Source organism: Roseococcus sp. SDR (assembly GCF_019083995.1).
GTDB lineage: Bacteria > Pseudomonadota > Alphaproteobacteria > Acetobacterales > Acetobacteraceae > Roseococcus.
On sequence record NZ_JAHRCU010000005.1, the window covers coordinates 56,439 to 72,086 of the forward strand.

General features: G+C 70.2%; 14 protein-coding genes and 1 pseudogene. 5 read left to right on the plus strand and 10 right to left on the minus strand.

What is annotated here, in order from left to right; genetic code table 11:
• Positions 1 to 96: 96 nt before the first annotated feature.
• Both KTR66_RS07225 and KTR66_RS07230 read left to right on the plus strand, forming a co-directional pair.
• Positions 97 to 1,173: a sensor histidine kinase gene (locus KTR66_RS07225; RefSeq protein ID WP_213611901.1), complete on the plus strand. Its 1,077-nt coding sequence runs from the start codon at positions 97 to 99 to the stop codon at positions 1,171 to 1,173.
• Positions 1,158 to 1,871, plus strand: coding sequence for a LytTR family DNA-binding domain-containing protein (locus KTR66_RS07230; protein ID WP_213611902.1), 714 nt, complete (start codon positions 1,158 to 1,160; stop codon positions 1,869 to 1,871). Before KTR66_RS07225 ends, KTR66_RS07230 begins: the two co-directional genes overlap by 16 nt.
• Before the next feature lie 91 nt (positions 1,872 to 1,962).
• On the opposite strand, the gene KTR66_RS07235 is transcribed toward KTR66_RS07230, so the two are convergent.
• The 8 genes and pseudogenes from KTR66_RS07235 to KTR66_RS07265 all read right to left on the minus strand — a co-directional run bounded on the left by KTR66_RS07235 (position 1,963) and on the right by KTR66_RS07265 (position 8,662).
• Positions 1,963 to 2,928, minus strand: a complete 966-nt coding sequence (locus KTR66_RS07235; protein WP_213611903.1) for a tripartite tricarboxylate transporter substrate binding protein — start codon at positions 2,926 to 2,928, stop codon at positions 1,963 to 1,965.
• 61 nt (positions 2,929 to 2,989) lie between these two features.
• Entirely contained in the window at positions 2,990 to 3,964 is a 975-nt protein-coding gene (locus tag KTR66_RS07240) for a tripartite tricarboxylate transporter substrate binding protein (protein ID WP_213611904.1), read from the minus strand.
• Positions 3,965 to 4,040: 76 nt separating this feature from the next.
• On the minus strand, positions 4,041 to 4,829 hold the full coding sequence (locus KTR66_RS07245; protein WP_213611905.1) for an N-acyl homoserine lactonase family protein: 789 nt from the start codon (positions 4,827 to 4,829) through the stop codon (positions 4,041 to 4,043).
• Positions 4,826 to 5,275, minus strand: a complete 450-nt coding sequence (locus KTR66_RS25040) for an NAD-binding protein (protein WP_371819055.1) — start codon at positions 5,273 to 5,275, stop codon at positions 4,826 to 4,828. The genes KTR66_RS07245 and KTR66_RS25040 overlap by 4 nt, the downstream gene beginning before the upstream one ends.
• Positions 5,258 to 5,737, minus strand: a pseudogene (locus tag KTR66_RS25045) (NAD(P)-dependent oxidoreductase); the annotation flags it as partial. The pseudogene KTR66_RS25045 and the gene KTR66_RS25040, both read right to left, overlap by 18 nt.
• A 66-nt stretch (positions 5,738 to 5,803) precedes the next feature.
• Entirely contained in the window at positions 5,804 to 6,814 is a 1,011-nt protein-coding gene (locus tag KTR66_RS07255; protein ID WP_213611907.1) for a LacI family DNA-binding transcriptional regulator, read from the minus strand.
• Between the two features lie 58 nt (positions 6,815 to 6,872).
• The gene (locus tag KTR66_RS07260; protein ID WP_213611908.1) at positions 6,873 to 7,868 is read right to left on the minus strand and encodes a tripartite tricarboxylate transporter substrate binding protein; all 996 of its coding nucleotides are present in this window, start codon (positions 7,866 to 7,868) and stop codon (positions 6,873 to 6,875) included.
• Positions 7,865 to 8,662 (minus strand): SDR family NAD(P)-dependent oxidoreductase, encoded by a 798-nt coding sequence (locus KTR66_RS07265; protein ID WP_371819048.1) that lies wholly within the window; start codon positions 8,660 to 8,662, stop codon positions 7,865 to 7,867. Before KTR66_RS07265 ends, KTR66_RS07260 begins: the two co-directional genes overlap by 4 nt.
• A gap of 105 nt (positions 8,663 to 8,767) precedes the next feature.
• On the opposite strand from KTR66_RS07265, the gene KTR66_RS07270 reads away from it, so the two are divergent.
• The gene (locus tag KTR66_RS07270) at positions 8,768 to 10,096 is read left to right on the plus strand and encodes an MmgE/PrpD family protein (RefSeq protein ID WP_213611909.1); all 1,329 of its coding nucleotides are present in this window, start codon (positions 8,768 to 8,770) and stop codon (positions 10,094 to 10,096) included.
• Between the two features lies 1 nt (position 10,097).
• On the opposite strand, the gene KTR66_RS07275 is transcribed toward KTR66_RS07270, so the two are convergent.
• The gene (locus KTR66_RS07275; RefSeq protein ID WP_213611910.1) at positions 10,098 to 11,861 is read right to left on the minus strand and encodes an ABC transporter transmembrane domain-containing protein; all 1,764 of its coding nucleotides are present in this window, start codon (positions 11,859 to 11,861) and stop codon (positions 10,098 to 10,100) included.
• A gap of 82 nt (positions 11,862 to 11,943) precedes the next feature.
• Here KTR66_RS07275 and KTR66_RS07280 point away from each other — a divergent pair, with 82 nt between their 5' ends.
• Complete coding sequence (locus KTR66_RS07280; RefSeq protein WP_213611911.1) at positions 11,944 to 13,158, plus strand: Coenzyme F420 hydrogenase/dehydrogenase, beta subunit C-terminal domain; 1,215 nt, start codon at positions 11,944 to 11,946, stop codon at positions 13,156 to 13,158.
• A gap of 113 nt (positions 13,159 to 13,271) precedes the next feature.
• Positions 13,272 to 13,676, plus strand: coding sequence for a hypothetical protein (locus KTR66_RS07285; RefSeq protein ID WP_213611912.1), 405 nt, complete (start codon positions 13,272 to 13,274; stop codon positions 13,674 to 13,676).
• 16 nt (positions 13,677 to 13,692) lie between these two features.
• On the opposite strand, the gene KTR66_RS07290 is transcribed toward KTR66_RS07285, so the two are convergent.
• A complete protein-coding gene (locus tag KTR66_RS07290; protein ID WP_213611913.1) occupies positions 13,693 to 15,615 on the minus strand; it encodes a VCBS repeat-containing protein in 1,923 nt (640 codons plus the stop codon).
• Positions 15,616 to 15,648: the final 33 nt, after the last annotated feature.

Here is a 15,648-nt window from a genome sequence, read left to right on the forward strand (position 1 = left end):
GAAACTCGATGAGCCGGGCAAGGTCGTTTCAGCCGCGGCGGATCATGCTCTATTGGCAGCCGATGGCCCGGGATGCGGGAATTGAGGAGCGATTCCATGCCGGATGAGACGCCGCGCGCCCCGCTGCCAGGGACCTGGGTGCGCCGCCCTGGCCTCTGGCGCGTGCTGGCGGCCGGCTGGGGCGTCTTCGCGGTGATCGATGTCATGACGCGGCTGCGCCTCTACGAGGACGCGGCGGTGGCGCTCGGCGTCTCCCTGCTGCTCGAGCCGCTGATCTTCCTGCTCGCGGCCGGCCTTTTCCTCGCCTATGAGCGCCTCGGCTTCGAGGGGCGCATCACCTGGCGTGCGCTGCCCTGGATCCTGGGCCTCAGCCTCGCCGCCTCGGGCCTCGTCGTGGCTGTGGGCTCGCTGATCCGCAGCCGCTTCGAGCTGGCGATGGCGGGCTGGGGGCCGAACGAGGCGGTGGCCATCGTCATGGTCCACTACTTCCTGATCTTCACCATCTGGAGCCTGATCTGCTTCTGGCTGAAGGCGGAAATGGCCCGCCAGGCCGAGGCCGAGCGCGCGCTGGAGGCCGAGGCGCAGGCGCTGCGCACCGAGCTGCAGCGCCTGCGCCTGCAGCTCGATCCGCATTTCCTGTTCAACGCGCTGAACGGCATCGCTGAGGAAGTCCCCGAGCACCCGGCCGCCGCGCTCGTCATGCTGCGAGATCTCTCGACCTTCCTGCGGCAGTCGCTCACCGGCATGGACGTGACCCTCGCGACGGTGGCCGACGAGGCGGAGGCGCTCGCCTCCTATCTCCGCATCCAGGAGGCGCGCTTCGGGGCGCGGCTGACGGCGCGGGTGGCATTCGACCCCGCCGCCGGCGCCTGTGCCATCCCAAGCTTCCTGCTGCAGCCGCTGGTGGAGAACGCCATCAAACACGGCAGGCGCGACCCGCGGCTCGAAGTCCATGTGGAGATCCAGGCCAGGCCTGGGGCGCTGGAGATCCGTGTCGCCAATACCGGCACGCTGATGCCGCCCGCCGCGGGGCGCGCGGGCATCGGCCTCGCCAATATCCGGCGCCGCCTCGCGCTGCACTTTCCGGGCCGCCACGCCTTCGTGCTGGGGCAGGAGGGGCCGCAGGTGGTGGCGCGCCTTACGCTGGAGGGTGCGCCATGCTCCGCGCCGTGATCGTGGATGACGAGCCGCTGGCCATCCGTGCCATGCGGCGCCTGCTGCTGGCCCATCCCGAGGTGGAGGTGGTGGAAACGGCCGACAGTCTTGAGACCGCGGTAGAGGCCATCGCCCGCACGCGGCCGGATGTCGTGCTGCTCGATATCGAGCTGGGCGCCGGGGATGGCTTCGGCGTCATCGCGCGCCTTGCCCCGGCGCCGCGCATCATCTTTGTCACCGCCCATCCGCAGCATGCGGTGCAGGCCTTCGCGGTGGAGGCGGCGGACTATCTGCTGAAGCCGGTGCGCCCCGAGCGCCTGGCCGAGGCCTTGGCCCGCGTGTCGCGGCAGCTCGGCCCCTCCGCACCGCCCTCCGGCCCCGCCGTCGAATTGCGGATGCCGAGCCGCACCATCTTCGCTGACCCGTCGGAGATGGTGGCCCTCCGCGCCGAGGGCGATTTCACGCGCGTCCATCTGGCGGCTCAGCCCGCGCTGCTGATTCTCCGCACGCTGACGCATTTCGAGGCGCTGCTGCCATCCCCGCCCTTCCTGCGCGCGGGGCGCTCCGTGCTGCTCAACCTCCAGCGCGTGCGGCGCGTGGAGGCGGAAGGGCGCAACCTCGCGCATGTGACGCTGGAGGGCATGGAGGCGCCGCTCCAGCTCGGCCGGATCGCGGCGGCGCGGTTGCGGGTCGCGCTGGCGGGGCGCGCGGGGTGATACTGGCTGGCGGGGCGCGCGGGGTGATGCTGGCTGGCGGGGCGCGCGGGGTGATGCTGGCTGGCGGGGCGCGCGGGGGGAGGCGGGCGGCTCAGCCAGGCCGGATGTCGTTCTCGCGCACCACCTGGCCCCATTTCTCCCAATCCGCCGCATAGACGCGCGCGAAGGCGGCACGCCCGCCGCTCGCCGGCTCCGCGCCGAAGCCGCGGATGCGGGTGATGACATCGGGCTGCGCCAGGATCGCGCCCACCTCCTCGGCAAGACGATCCAGGATCGGATCGGGCGTCCCGCGCGGCGCGAGCAAGCCCCCCCAGAAACCCACATCATAGCCAGGCAGCGTCTCGGCGAAGGCCGGCACGTCGGGGTAGAGGGGTGAGCGCTGGGCGGTGGTGACGGCGATGGCGCGCAGCGTCCCCTCCTGCAATTGCGCGCGCGGCGTGAAGAGCCCGTCATGCGCCAGGTCCACCTCGCCGCGGATCAGCGCGGTGATGGAGGGCTGGTTTCCGGAGTATGGCACGAGGGTCGGCTCGATGCCGGTGCGGCGCATGAGCAGCGCCATGGCCAGGTGGTTCACCGCCCCCGTGCCAGGATTGGAGATGGTCAGTCGCGCCCCGCGTTCGCGCGCCAGGGCCAGGAATTCCGGAACGGTGCGGGCAGGGAAATCAGGGCGGGAGACGAGCGCGAGCGGCGCCGATTGCGCCATCACCACGGGCACCAGCGCCGTCATCGGGTCGATCGTCGCGGTACGGTTCACCAGAATGGCGATCTGCGTGGAGGGGGAGGTGTAGAAGAAGGTGGTGCCATCGGGCGCTGAGCGCGCGACGAGGTCGGCCGCCACCACCGTGCTGGCGCCGGGCCGGTTCTCCACGATGAAGCTGCTGCCCGGAATGCGCTCGGCGAGCTTGGCGGCCAGCAGCCGCGCCACGATGTCATTGGCGCCGCCCGCCGCGAAGCCCACGACGAAGCGCACGGGCCGGTTGGGCCAGGCCTGCGCGCGGGCGAGGCCGCCGGTCAGCGCGAGCATGGGGGCGGCCAGGGTCAGGGCGCGGCGGTGCATGGTGTTCCTCCAGATCTTTGCATGGAGGCTGTCACGCGCCGCCAGCGCCTGTCCACCGCCTCTATTCGAGGCGGATGTTGAGGTCGCGCACCACCACGTTCCAGCGCTCGCGGTCGCCCGCGATGAAGCGGCCCGTCTCCTCGGGCGTCATCGTCACGGGGATGGCGGCCTGGGTGCGGAAGATCTCCTGCACACCCGGCTGGCGCACCGCCTCGCCCACCACATTGGCAAGGCGCTGGGCTGCGGCCGGCGGCACGCGCGCCGGGCCGAGCAGGCCGAACCAATTGGCCGCCTCCACCGGTGTGCCGAGCTCCGCCATGGTCGGCACGTTGGGCAGCAGCGCGAGCCGCTCGTTCGCGCCGAGGCCCAGGATGCGGGCGCGGCCGTCGCGGGCGATCGCCTCGGCCGGGCCGGCGTTGAGGAACATCACATCCACCTGGCCGCCGAGGATGGCGGTGGAGGCGGGGGCGGCGCCGGTGAAGGGCACATGCAGCATCTCGATCCCCGTGGAGCGCATCAGCCGCTCCATCGCGAGATGCGAGGTGGAGCCGATGCCCCAGGAAGCGAAGGTGAGCTGCCCGCGCCGCGCGCGTGCGAGGCCGAGGAAGCCGTTGAGATCCTCGGCGGCGAGGCCGGGCCGCGTGATCAGCACGAAGGGGCCGCGCGCGAAGATGGTGACCGGCGTGAAATCGGCCACCGCGTCATAGGCGAGGCGCGGATAGACCAGCGGGTTGATCGCATGCGTCTCGGCATTGGCGAGGATGAGCGTGTGCCCGTCGCCGCGCGCCTGCGCCACCGCCTGGGTACCGACCGCGCCATTGGCGCCCGCCCGGTTCTCGATCACCACCGGCTGGCCGAGCGAGGCGGACATGGCGGGCGCGATCGCGCGCATCACCACATCGGCGAGGCCGCCCGCATTCCAGGGGACGATGACGCGCACCGCCTGGTCGGGGAAGGCCAGCGCCGGCGTGGCCAAGGCGGGCAGAACGGCGCCGGCACCCAGCAGGGCCCGGCGGGTGGTGGTGAAGCGGGTCATTCGTGTTCCCTCCCAGGAAGGCCGCCGGTGGTCCGGCTGGCGTTGTTACCGATCCCAGCCAGAGCGGCCGGATTTGTCAAATTGTGGGTGCCACGTCGAGGCGCACCGCGATGCCCTCCAGTTCCGGGCTGACGGCGGGGTAGCGCTGCATCACCAGCGGATCATGGCCGGGGATGATATGCGCCTCGCTGTCCGCCACCGCGCGCAGCCGGTCGAAGCCTTCCAGCATCTCGCCCACATGGAAGGCGGTGCTGAAGGGGCGGCCTTCCTCCATATTCGCGTAGAAATGCGTGACGTCGGAGGCGAGGACCACGCGGCCGCGCGCCGTCTCGACCGAGATGAATTGCAGCCCCGCCGAATGCCCGCCCGTGGGATGCAGCCGGATGCCGGGCCAGGGCTCGACCACGCCGTCATGGAAGGCGACGCGCCCGGCGAAATTCATGCGCACGATGCCCACCACATCCTCCACCTCGAAGGAGTGGGCCAGGTGCTTGTGCCGCATGTAGCGGCCGGTCGCGTAGTGCATCTCGGGCTCGCGCAGGTGGAAGCGCGCGCGGGGAAAGAGGTGGAAGGAGCCGACATGGTCGTAGTGCAGGTGGGTCAGCACCACGTCTTCCACCGCCTCGGGCGCCACGCCCAGCAGGCTGAGCGATTCCACCGGGCAGCGCAGCCATTCGCGCTTGCGCCTGGCCGCGACCTCGGCAGTGAAGCCCGTGTCCACCACCACGGCGCGCCCATCCTTCACACAGGCCCAGACGAAGTAGTCCATGGGCATGGGGCCGTCATGCGGATCGCCGCCGATGAAATGCTGCGCCGCCGTTGCATCGCGCCGCGCATAGCGCAGCGCAAAGACCTCCCAGCTCATGCCTCTTCCCCGATGGTCACACCGGCCCACTCCTCCACCACGCGCGCCACGCTGGTGAAGTCGCTCTCGGGGCCGAATTTCGCGCTGGTGACGGCGAGCATCTGCCGCACCGCGCTGCCCACAACCATGGGAATGCCCATCGCCTCCGCCTCATCCACGCAAAGCCGCACATCCTTGTGCGAGAGGCCGGTGGCGAAGCCGAAGTCGAAGCGGCGCGGAATGATGGCGCGGGGGAACTTGTCCTGCGTCGCGCTGTTGCGGCCGGAGGAGACGTTGATCACCTCGCACATCAGCTTGGGGTCGAGGCCGGCCTTCACCCCCATCGCGATCGCCTCGGAGGAGACGACGAGCGTGGCGGCCGCCAGCAGGTTGTTGCAGAGCTTCATCACCTGCGCCGCGCCGGGCTTGTCGCCGCAGAAGAAGGGCTTGCCCACGACCTTGAACACCGGCTCCAGCGCGTCATAGCGCTCGCGCGGGCCCGAGACCATGACGGCGAGCGTGCCCGCCGCGGCACCCGAGCGCCCGCCGCTGACCGGCGCATCCAGCACGCTGCGGCCAAGTGCCGCGAAGGCCTCGTGCAGCTCGCCCGCCACGCGCGGGCCGGTCGTCGAGAAATCCACCAGCGTGCGGGCGCGCTGGCCCTCGATCACGCCGCCGGGCCCGATCGCCACCTCGCGCACGATGGCGGGTGTGGGCAGGCTGACGAAGACGACATCGGCGCGGTCGGCCACCTCGCGGATGCTGGAGGCCGGCTGCGCGCCCAGTGCCACCAGTGCTTCCACCGCCTCCGGCACGCGGTCGAACACCACCACGGCATGCCCCGCGGCGAGCAGCCGGCCCACCATGGGCCGCCCCATCTGGCCCAATCCGACGAAGCCGATCACCTGGTCCTGCATGGCGTTTCCCTTGTTGCCTTGGTTGTGATGATACCGGTATCAGACGTCTGCAAAAGAGGGGGGGGCGAAGCTGGGCGCTCAGGTGCTGGCGCGCTGGATGATCTCGAAGCGCAGATCCACCGTCGCCGGGCCCGATTGGCGGCGCGCAAGCCGGTCCAGCAGCATCTGGGCCGAGCGTGTGCCGATCTCCTGGCGGGGCAGGTGCAGCGTGGTGACGGGCGGGTTCATGTGTGCCAGCAGGTCCACATTGTCGAAGGCGGCGACCGCCACCTTGCCCGGCACCGCCCAGCCGCGCCGCTGGCATTCCAGCACGGCCCCCGCGGCCAGCACATCGCCCGCGAAGAATATGGCGTCGGGCGCCTCGCCCTCCATCAGCCGAACCACCGCCTCCGCGCCCGAAGCCAGGCCTGGTGGCATCTCGAGCATCCAACGCGGATCGGAGGCGAGGCCGAGCTCCCTCAGCGCCTCCTGGAAGCCCCGCTGCCGGTCGCGTGAGCGCGCATTGGCCGCGGCGGGCAGGGTCACCAGCGCGATGCGCCGGTAGCCCAACCGCGCCAGGTGCCGCGTCATCGCCCGCGCCGCCTCGCGGTTGGAGTAGGAGACGACCATGTCCACCGGCGTCTCGGTCAGCGTTCCGTTCTCCACCACCGGTACCCCGGCGCGGCGGATCATGCGCAGCGCGCCTTCCGTGTGCAGCGTGTCGTGCAGGATCAGCCCCGCCACGCGCTGTTCGAGAAAAGCGCGGATCGCGGCCTCCTCCGCCTCGGGCCCATAGCCGGAATCGGCGATCATGAGCTGGAAGCCGGCGCGGCGCAGCACGTCCGAGATGCCCTTCACCGTGGCCGCGAAGAGCGAGTTCTCCAGCGACGGCACGACAAGCCCCACCACCTCCGAGCGGCGCGAGGAGAGCGAGCCCGCAAGGCGGTTGGGCACATAGCCCACCTCCCGCACCGCCGCCTCGACGCGTGCACGCAGTTCGGGCGAGACCAGCGCAGGTTCGCGCAGCACGCGCGAGACGCTCATGGTCGAGACCCCCGCGGCCCGCGCCACGTCACGCATGCGAAGCCCCGGCGGCGCCTCCTCCTCCATGCCGCTCCTCAGCTCTGATGCGTGCGTCCCGCCATTCGACACGGATGCGTGTGTCCCACTACTCGACGCGGATGCGTGCGTCGCGCACGACAGCGGCGATCTTCTCGACCTCCGCGCGGTAGAAGCGGCCGAATTCCTCCGCCGTGCCCCCCACCACCTCGGCGCCCATTTCGAGCAGGCGCGCGCGCTCGGCAGGTTCGGCGATCACGGTGTTGAAGGCGGCGTTGATGCGCTCCACCGCGCGCGGATTCATCCCCGCGGGCCCCAGGCAGGCATACCACTCCTCGATGGCGAAACCGGGCAGGCCTTGCTCGGCCACCGTCGGCACATTCGGCAGATAGGCCGCGCGCGTGGCGCTGGTGACGGCGATGGCGCGCAGCGAACCATCCCGCACGAAGGGCAGGGTGGAGGAGGCATTGCCGAACATGAGCTGGATATGCCCGCTGACGAGATCCGCCAGGGCCGGCCCGCCGCCGCGATAGGGCGCATGCACCATGTCCACATTCGCGGCCAGTTTGAACATCTCGCCCGAGATATGCACGGCCGAGCCGATGCCGGGCGAGCCGAAGGTGAGCCGCCCCGGCTGGGCGCGGGCGAGCGCGATCAGCTCCTGCACGTTGTTCACGGGCAGGGAGGGATGCACGACCAGGATGTTCGCGACGCGCGCCAAATTGATGATGGGTGCCAGGTCGCGGATCGGATCATAGGGCTGGCGCGTGAGAAGTGCGGCCGAGATCACGGTGGAGGTGACCATGCCGAAGCCATGGCCATCCGGGTTCATCCGCGCCATCTCGGCCGCGCCGATGGCCCCCGAGGCGCCGCCCCGGTTCTCCACCACCACCGGCTGGCCCAGCAGGGCCGAAAGGCGCGGTTGGAACTGGCGCGCCAATATGTCCGTCGTCCCGCCCGGCGGCCAGGTGACCAGCATCCGCACCGGCCGTGTGGGAAATTCCTGCGCCAGCGCGGGCGTGGCGAGCACGGCGCCACCCAGCAGGGCCGCGCGGCGGGTTGTCCTCATCACCATGGTCGTCTCTCCCGGATCGTTGTTCGTCATGCGGCGGACCAGCCGCCATCCATGGGCAGGGCCGCGCCCGTGATCGCCTCGCCCTGCGGGCCGCAGAGGAAGGCGACGAAGCCGCCCACCGCGGCGGCCTCGACGAAGCGGCCGGAGGGGTTCTTGCCCGCCAGGAAGCGCGCGGCGGCCGCCGCCTCATCCAGCCCCTCCCGCGCCGCCAGGTCTTCCACCCGGCCCTGGATGTTGGGCGTCAGCGTGGAGCCGGGGCAGAGCGCGTTGCAGGTGATCCCCGTGCCCGCCGTCTCCAGCGCCACGGCGCGCGTGAGGCCGATCAGCGCGGTCTTGGTCACCACATAGCCCACACGGTCGGTGGCACCCACCAGGCCATAGATCGAGGACATGTTGATGATGCGCCCCCAGTTCCGCGCGCGCATGCCGGGCAGCAGAAGCCGGATGAGGTGGAAGGGGGCGGAGAGGTTGGTCGCGAGGTCACTGTCCCAATCCGCGGGGGCGGTGGCTTCCACGGGGCCGAAATGGCGGGTGGCTGCGTTGTTCACCAGCACATCCACAGCGCCCGCTTCCGCCGCCAAGGCAGCGACCGCGGCGGAACTCCCGAGGTCGGCGCGGATGTAGCGCGCCACCACGCCGTGGCGCTGCGCAACGGCCTTGGCGGCACCGTGCCCCTCGGCGGGCTCCGCCAGGCCATGCAGCACCACCTCGCAGCCTTGCGCGGCCAGCGCCTCGGCCACGGCGAGCCCGATCCCGCCGGTGGAGCCGGTGACAAGGGCGCGGCGGCCCTGGAGCAGGCGGATCTGTTCTGGGAGCGATATCACGCGAGACAGTGAAGCGCGTCATTCCTCGGGCGGCAAGTCAGGTTTGCCAGCCTTGCCGGTCTCAAGCCTGCTGGTTAGCGTTACCAAAATTCCGGAGGTTCCCCCGTGTCCAGCCCGACGCCCGTCGCCACCGCCCTGGGCCGCTTCGTGGCCGAGACGCGCTGGGCCAGCATCCCTGCCGCCGTGCGGCGTGAGGCGCCACGCGCGCTGCTGAACCATATCAGCTGCGCGCTCGGCGTTGCGCAAAGCCCTGTGGTGCGGGGCGCGCTTGTCGCGCTCCGTGGCTTTTCCGGCCCGGCCCAGGCCACCGTCTTCGGCCAGGGCGTGAAGCTGGACGCGATGTCCGCCGCCTTCGTGAACTGCATCGCCGGCAACCTCCTCGACTATGACGACACGCATCTCGCCACCGTGATCCATCCCGCCGCCCCCGTGGCGCCCGTGGCGCTCGCACTTGCCGAGCAGCGCGGGCTGTCCGGCGAGGCGGTCCTGGAGGCGCTGCTGCTGGGGATGGAGGTGGAATGCCGCATCGGCCTCGGCGTCGCGCCCGGCCATTACGATCGCGGCTGGCACATCACCTCCACCACCGGCGTCTTCGGCGCGGCGGCGGCGGCGGCGAAGCTGATCGGGCTCGACGCCGCGCGCACGACGGATGCGCTGGGCCTCGCCGCCAGCCAATCCTGCGGCATCATCGAGAACCTGCCCAATGCCGGGAAGAACGCCAGCATGGGGAATGCCGCGCGCAACGGCATCCTGGCGGCGCTTCTGGCGGAAGCCGGGTGGGATGCCGCGCCGACGGCGATCGAGGGCCGCAACGGCTGGGCGCGCGCCATGGGCGACGCGCCGGATGTGGCGGCGATGGCCGGCGATCTCGGCACGCGGTGGGAGGCCGCGCGGATCACCTACAAGCCCTATCCCGCCGGCATCGTCTTCCACGCCGTGATCGAGGCGGCGATGCAGCTGCAAGGCCCGGCCGAGGAGATCGCGCATGTGCTGGTGGAGGGCGATGCCCTGCTGCTCAAGCGCGGTGACCGCGAGGTGCGGACGGGCGGCGATTCCCGCGTCAGCATCCATCACAGCGTGGCGCTGGGCCTCGTGCGGCAACGCGCGGGCGTCGCGGAATTCGAGCAGGCGGCGGTGGATGACCCGGCCCTCCGCGACATGCGCTCCCGCGTCGAGGCGCGCTGCGATCCGAGCCTGCCGCGCGGCGCGGCGCGCCTCACCGCCACGCGCCGTGACGGCACGCGGCAGCTCGTGCTGGTCGAGCACCCGACGGGCAGCGAGGCCAATCCGATGAGCGATGCGGCGCTTGAAGCCAAGCTGCGCGAGAACCTTGAGATCGGCGGCTTCGCGGCGCGTGGCGATGCGCTGGTCGCGGCCCTGCGCGGCCTGGAAGGCAGCGCGACCACGGCCGAACTGATGGCGCGGTTGGCGTGAACTAATCCGTGTCGAACTGAAGGGCGGCGAGGCGCGCGTACAGCCCGCCCTCCGCCACCAGCGCGTCATGCGTGCCCATCGCCGTGATGCGCCCGGCCTCCATCACCACGATGCGATCCGCGCGCCGTACCGTGGCCAGCCGATGCGCCACCACCAGGGTGGTGCGCCCCTGCGCGAGGCGCGCGAGGGCCTGCTGCACCGCCTGCTCGGATTCCGCGTCGAGTGCGCTCGTCGCCTCGTCCAGCAGCAGGATGGGCGGGTCGCGCAGGATGGCGCGCGCGATGGCGATGCGCTGCCGCTGCCCGCCCGAGAGCATCACGCCCTTGGCGCCAAGCGAAGACGCATAGCCCTCAGGCAGCGCCATGATGAAGTCATGCGCCGCCGCGGCCCGCGCCGCTGCCTCCACCTCGGCATCGCTCGCATCGGGCCGGCCATAGCGGATGTTTTCGGCGGCACTCAGGCTGAAGATCACCGGGTCCTGCGGAACCAGGGCCAGGCGTGAGCGCAGCGCCATGGGGTCGAGGTCGCGCAGGTCCAGTCCATCCAGCGTCACCCGGCCCTCCGCCGGGTCATAGAAGCGCAGCAGCAATTGCAGCACGCTGGTCTTGCCCGCACCCGAGGGGCCGACCAGCGCCACCGTTTCGCCCGGCCGCACATCCAGCGAGAAGCGATCCAGCGCCGGCGTGTCCGGCCGCGTCGGATAGCGGAAGGTCACGTCCTCGAAGGCGAAGCGGCCTTGTGCCGGCGAGGGCAGGGGCAGCGGGGTCGCGGGCGGCGCGATGGAGGGCTGCGTCTCGATGACCTCGATCAACCGATCGGCGGCGGCCGCCGCGCGCTGGATCTCGCCCCAGAGCTCGCTGATGGTGGCCCCGCTGCTCGCCAGCAGCACGGCGTAGAAGACGAAGGCGGACAGCTCGCCGCCCGTCATCCGCCCGGCGATCACATCCTGCCCGCCGACCCAGAGGCTGAAGGTGATGGCGCCGAAGCCGAGCAGGATCACGATCAGGATCAGGAAAGCGCGCGACGCCACGCGCCTGAGCGCCGTCCGGACCGAGTCCTCCACCTCGCGGGCGAAGCGGCGGCGGTCCTCGCGCTCATGGGTGAAGGCCTGCACGGTGCGCAACCCGTTCAGCGTCTCCTCCGCCGTCGCCGCCAGGTCGGCCACGCGCTCCTGCGCCGCCTTGGAGAGCCGCCGCTCCCGCCGGCCGAACAGCACCAGCGGCCCCACCACCAGCGGCACCACCACCACCACGATGCCGGCAAGCTTGGGGCTCGTCATGATCAGCAGGGCCAAGGCCCCGGTGGCCGTCAGCGCCGTGCGCAGGCCCATGGAGATGGCCGAGCCGATCAGCGATTGCAGCAGCGCGATATCCGCCGTCATCCGGCTCAGGATGTCGCCCGTGCGCGCCGTTTCGAAATAGCTGGGGGAGAGGCTGATCACATGGTCGAAGACCGCGCGCCTGAGATCGGCGGCCACTCGCTCGCCGAGCCAGGAGACGAGGTAGAAGCGCGTCGCCGTCGCCACGCCGAGGGCCGCCACCACCGCGAACATGAAGAAGGCGGCGCTGTTCAGGCTCGCGGCGCTGCGGTCGGCGAAACCCTGGTCGATCAGCCGTTGCAGCCCCTGGCCCAGCAGCAGCACGAGTCCCGCCGCCACCAGCAGCGCCGCCGCCGCCGCCGCGGTGCGCCAGGCATAAGGCCGCAGATAGGGCAGGATCACGCGCAGCGAGGCGACGGAACGGCGGGGGCGGGCGGTTTCACTCATGCGGAGGGCAGCATCGCACAAAGCCTGTTGGCGCGCAGGATGCCGCTGGCCTAGCCTCTCGCAAAAGGATTGAGGACAGGCCTTGGATCAGCCACCGATTTGGGCGCCCCCGCTCCGCGAAGCCGCACCGCGCGGCCTTTGCACCGATTGCGGCGTCTCGCGCCTGGAGAACCCCAAGGCCTGCGGCACCGCCTGCCAGTTCATCGCGCCCGACTACCCCAGGATGGAAGCGCAGGTGCATGGCCGTGCGCGTGACCCCTCCCGCCCGGACGAGCTGCATTTCGGCCCCTTCCGGAAGATGCTGAAGGCGGCGCTGAAATCCCCGCTGCCCGGCGCGCAATGGACCGGCATCACCACGCGCCTCGCCGCCCGCCTGCTCGAGACCGGCGCCGTGCAGGCCGTGCTGACCATGGCGCCCGATCCGGAGGATCACTGGAAGCCCGTGCCCGTGCTGGTGACGCAGGCCGAGGGCATGGCGCAGGTGCGCGGCATGCGCATGGGCTATGCGCCGCTGCTGGCGCTGCTGGAGCCGGCGCGTGCGGCGGGCTACACGCGCCTCGCCGTCATCGGCATTCCCTGCCAGGTGCATGCGCTGCGCGCGCTGGAGAAGGAGCTGGGGCTCGAACGCCTCTACGTCATCGGCACGCCCTGTTCCGACAACACGACGACCGAGAGCTTCCACACCTTCCTCGACCTGCTGGATGATGACCCGGCCAGCATCACCTATCTGGAATTCCGCGCCGACTACCATGTCGAGTTGCGCTTCAAGGATGGCCGCATCCGCACCATTCCTTTCCTGCAACTCCCCATCTCGCAATTGCCGCCTGATTTCTTCCCGCTCACCTGCCGCACCTGCGTGGACTACACCAATGTGCTGGCCGACATCACCGTCGGCTACATGGGCGGGCAGGGCGAGCAATGGCTGCTGGTCCGCAACGAGCGCGGCGAGGAGCTGCTGAGCCTGTTGGGCGATGAGATCCGCGTCGAAGCACCGGGGAGCAAGGGCAAGCGCGCCAATGCCGTGAAGGGCTTCCTCGCCAATGTGGAGCGCGCCGCCGGCGGCCTGCCGCTGCGCCGCATGCCCGATTGGCTGCGCCCCATCGTGGGCTGGCTCATGCCGCGCATTGGGCCGCGCGGCCTGGAATTCGCCCGCACCCGCGTGGAGATGAAGGCCTGCGAGACCATCGTCCATCTCCGGCGTGAAGAGCCCGCGAGCGTGAAGAACATGGTCCCCGCCCATGTCTGGACCCTGGTCGAGCCCTATGGCCTGACGCCGCGCGAGGGCGAGCGGCGTTAGGCGACGCCCGATCGGATATGCCGATCGCCGGTACCGAAGCGCCGGTTTGGCGGGTGTCGGCGGATCCGGGCAGCGTGAGACCACCACAGACCCTCACCCGAGAGGTGACCGCCATGCCAATGCCGCTTCGCCATACCCTGCGCTTGATCGGCGGCCTCGCCCTGCTGGCGCTGGCGCCCCGCCCGGCAGAAGCCCAGGCCGTCTCCTACTGCCAGGGCCGCCTGGTCGGGACGAACTTCTGTTTCGCCGGCCGGGTTGTCACGCCCAGCAGCACCGAGCTGCGCTACAACATGGTGCTGCAGAACCCGACGCGGATCAGCGTCAACGACATGGTCAGGTTCCTGCATCCCGGCAGCAGCGGCGGGCAGATCAACCGGCTGATGACCCTCGCCGCGGGGCAGCAGCAGGTCGTCCTGCTCGGGGTCGAGACGATGCACCCCGATCTCGCGGGCGACCTGATGCGCGATGACGGGACGCGATTCCTGGTGGAATCCACGCGCGTCGACTGCGGCGGCTGAGCCGGGCGGGCGCGCTTCAGAACACCATGTCGGTGTGCGTCACGCGCAGCATCAGGTCGTTGAAATCGCCATCGCCGAAGGGCAGGCGCGTATCCTCGAAGCCGATGACGAGGGATCCCGCATTTTCCAGCCGTGAGAGCGCCTGGAGATGCCCGCCGCTGTTCAGCGGGTTCTCGAAATCAATGCGGCTCGGGTCCAGGGCGTGGAAGATGTCGCCCGTCACCACGCGGCCATCGCCATCCCGCACCAGGATCGGCGCGTCGCTGCCGAGGCGCGCTTCCGCCCCATTGGCGCGCTCGCGGAAATGGAAGGTGCCGGAGAGGGATTCATTGCGCGCCTGCCCTTCAGCCACGAGGAACAGGCCGAGCCGCGCGCCTTCGCCCAGCAGCTGGATGTTCAGCACCTGGCCGTTCAGCGCATTGAGATCGAGGAAGCGCGCCTCGCCCATCCGCCCATCCGGGCCCATGATGTAGTAGCCGAGCGCGTTGTCGCGCAGCGTGTTGCCGCCCAGCAGCGTGACCGTGGCCGACTGGCTGCCCGTGCCGGTCATGAAGCTCATGCTGACACCATTGATGTCGCCGCCCTCCACCCGCTGGCGGTCCACAAGGTTCAGCTGCGCCACATCCGGGTTGCCCGGCGTCTGGTTGTGATAGATGTAGAGATGGTCGTCCGTGTTGTAGCCGCTGGCGAGATCGGGCTTGCCGTCCCCGTCATAGTCGAAGCCCGCGACGCCCAGGATGTCGGTGCCGAAGAGGAAGCCCGGGGCCGGGATCACGTTGCCCGTCGTGCCCTCCCAGTCGTAGCCCAGCAGCACGGTCGAGCTTGAGCCATCCACCGAGACGATGTCGGTCAGCCCATCCAGGTCGTAGTCGATCAGCCGGCCGAGATTGCCGCGGCCGAGGCCGGTGATCTCATTGTCCTGCTGCAGCGTGCGGTCGGCATTGAAGCGCGCGATATGGGCCGAGCTGTCGAAGGTGATGACGAACTGGTCGGTCGCGTCGCCCGCCTGGCCGCGCACGCCCTGGACATCCTGCGGCTGGAGCCAGCCATTGTCGAACTTGTTGCTGCTGGCGGTGTTCAGCAGCCCCGTCGCGGCGGCATTCGCATCGCCCCAGATGATGAAGGCGGGCGGCAGCGCGCTGCCGCTCCGGCCGTTGTTGCCGTGCATCGCCATGCCGACATCGACATAGCCGTCGCCGTCGAAATCGCCGGTGGTGACGCGCGGCGTGATCAGATAGTCGTTCTTCTCGAAGGCGGCGCCGCCAAAGTTATTGTCGGTTGGCTGCCAGCCATTGGCGAAAGTGAACACGCCCCCACCATTGCCGAAGCCGATGGCGTAGCAGATGGAGTTGACCGACTGATCGCCGTCCGTCTGGTTCGTCGAATAGATGTTTTGGGCGACGAGGATCACGTCCAGGAAGCCGTCGCGGTTGAAATCCGCCACCGCGATGTCGCAAACCTGGATGTCCGCCCCCTCGATGCTCAACTGCATGGCGCCCACGTCGATATATGAGACGAGCTCGTTATCCGTCACGAAGGGCAGGGCGCCGTTGGCCGTGGCCCCGGCGGAGCGCAACGCGGTGATGTAGGTGCTGTTCGGCTGGCCGACCGTCGAGGCCGTGAGGTTCGCGGTGATCAGGTCGTCATAGCCGTCATTGTTGAAATCGGCCGTGACGACGTACTGATAGGCGTGCTGGCCGAAGACGATCGAGCCATCGAAGCTGTTCGACGATGGATTGTAGGCGCGGTAGTGGAGGCCATCCGCCTGCACGAAGACCACACCAGCCGTCTCGAGCGATGCATAATTGCCGCCGGTCGTGCTGTCGATGTCCGTGCTTTCCTGCAGCCGGAAGGCCTGCGGCGCGTAGAAGGAGCTGCTGGTCTCGACCAGGCTTCCGATCGTCAGGCTGCGCGGCAGCGTGTTGAGACCTTGCGACATCTGGCGACTCCCTGCAGCACTCTGAGCGTCGTC

What these genes read in the sequence shown, in the direction of transcription:
- KTR66_RS07245 (WP_213611905.1), bottom strand. Translation starts at nt 4,829, where the DNA reads ATGAGCTGGGAGGTCTTTGCGCTGCGCTATGCGCGGCGCGATGCAACG.
- KTR66_RS07275 (WP_213611910.1), bottom strand. Translation starts at nt 11,861, where the DNA reads ATGAGTGAAACCGCCCGCCCCCGCCGTTCCGTCGCCTCGCTGCGCGTG.
- KTR66_RS07290 (WP_213611913.1), bottom strand. Translation starts at nt 15,615, where the DNA reads ATGTCGCAAGGTCTCAACACGCTGCCGCGCAGCCTGACGATCGGAAGC.
- KTR66_RS07225 (WP_213611901.1), top strand. Translation starts at nt 97, where the DNA reads ATGCCGGATGAGACGCCGCGCGCCCCGCTGCCAGGGACCTGGGTGCGC.
- KTR66_RS07235 (WP_213611903.1), bottom strand. Translation starts at nt 2,928, where the DNA reads ATGCACCGCCGCGCCCTGACCCTGGCCGCCCCCATGCTCGCGCTGACC.
- KTR66_RS07285 (WP_213611912.1), top strand. Translation starts at nt 13,272, where the DNA reads ATGCCAATGCCGCTTCGCCATACCCTGCGCTTGATCGGCGGCCTCGCC.
- KTR66_RS07255 (WP_213611907.1), bottom strand. Translation starts at nt 6,814, where the DNA reads ATGGAGGAGGAGGCGCCGCCGGGGCTTCGCATGCGTGACGTGGCGCGG.
- KTR66_RS07240 (WP_213611904.1), bottom strand. Translation starts at nt 3,964, where the DNA reads ATGACCCGCTTCACCACCACCCGCCGGGCCCTGCTGGGTGCCGGCGCC.
- KTR66_RS07260 (WP_213611908.1), bottom strand. Translation starts at nt 7,868, where the DNA reads ATGACGAACAACGATCCGGGAGAGACGACCATGGTGATGAGGACAACC.
- KTR66_RS07230 (WP_213611902.1), top strand. Translation starts at nt 1,158, where the DNA reads ATGCTCCGCGCCGTGATCGTGGATGACGAGCCGCTGGCCATCCGTGCC.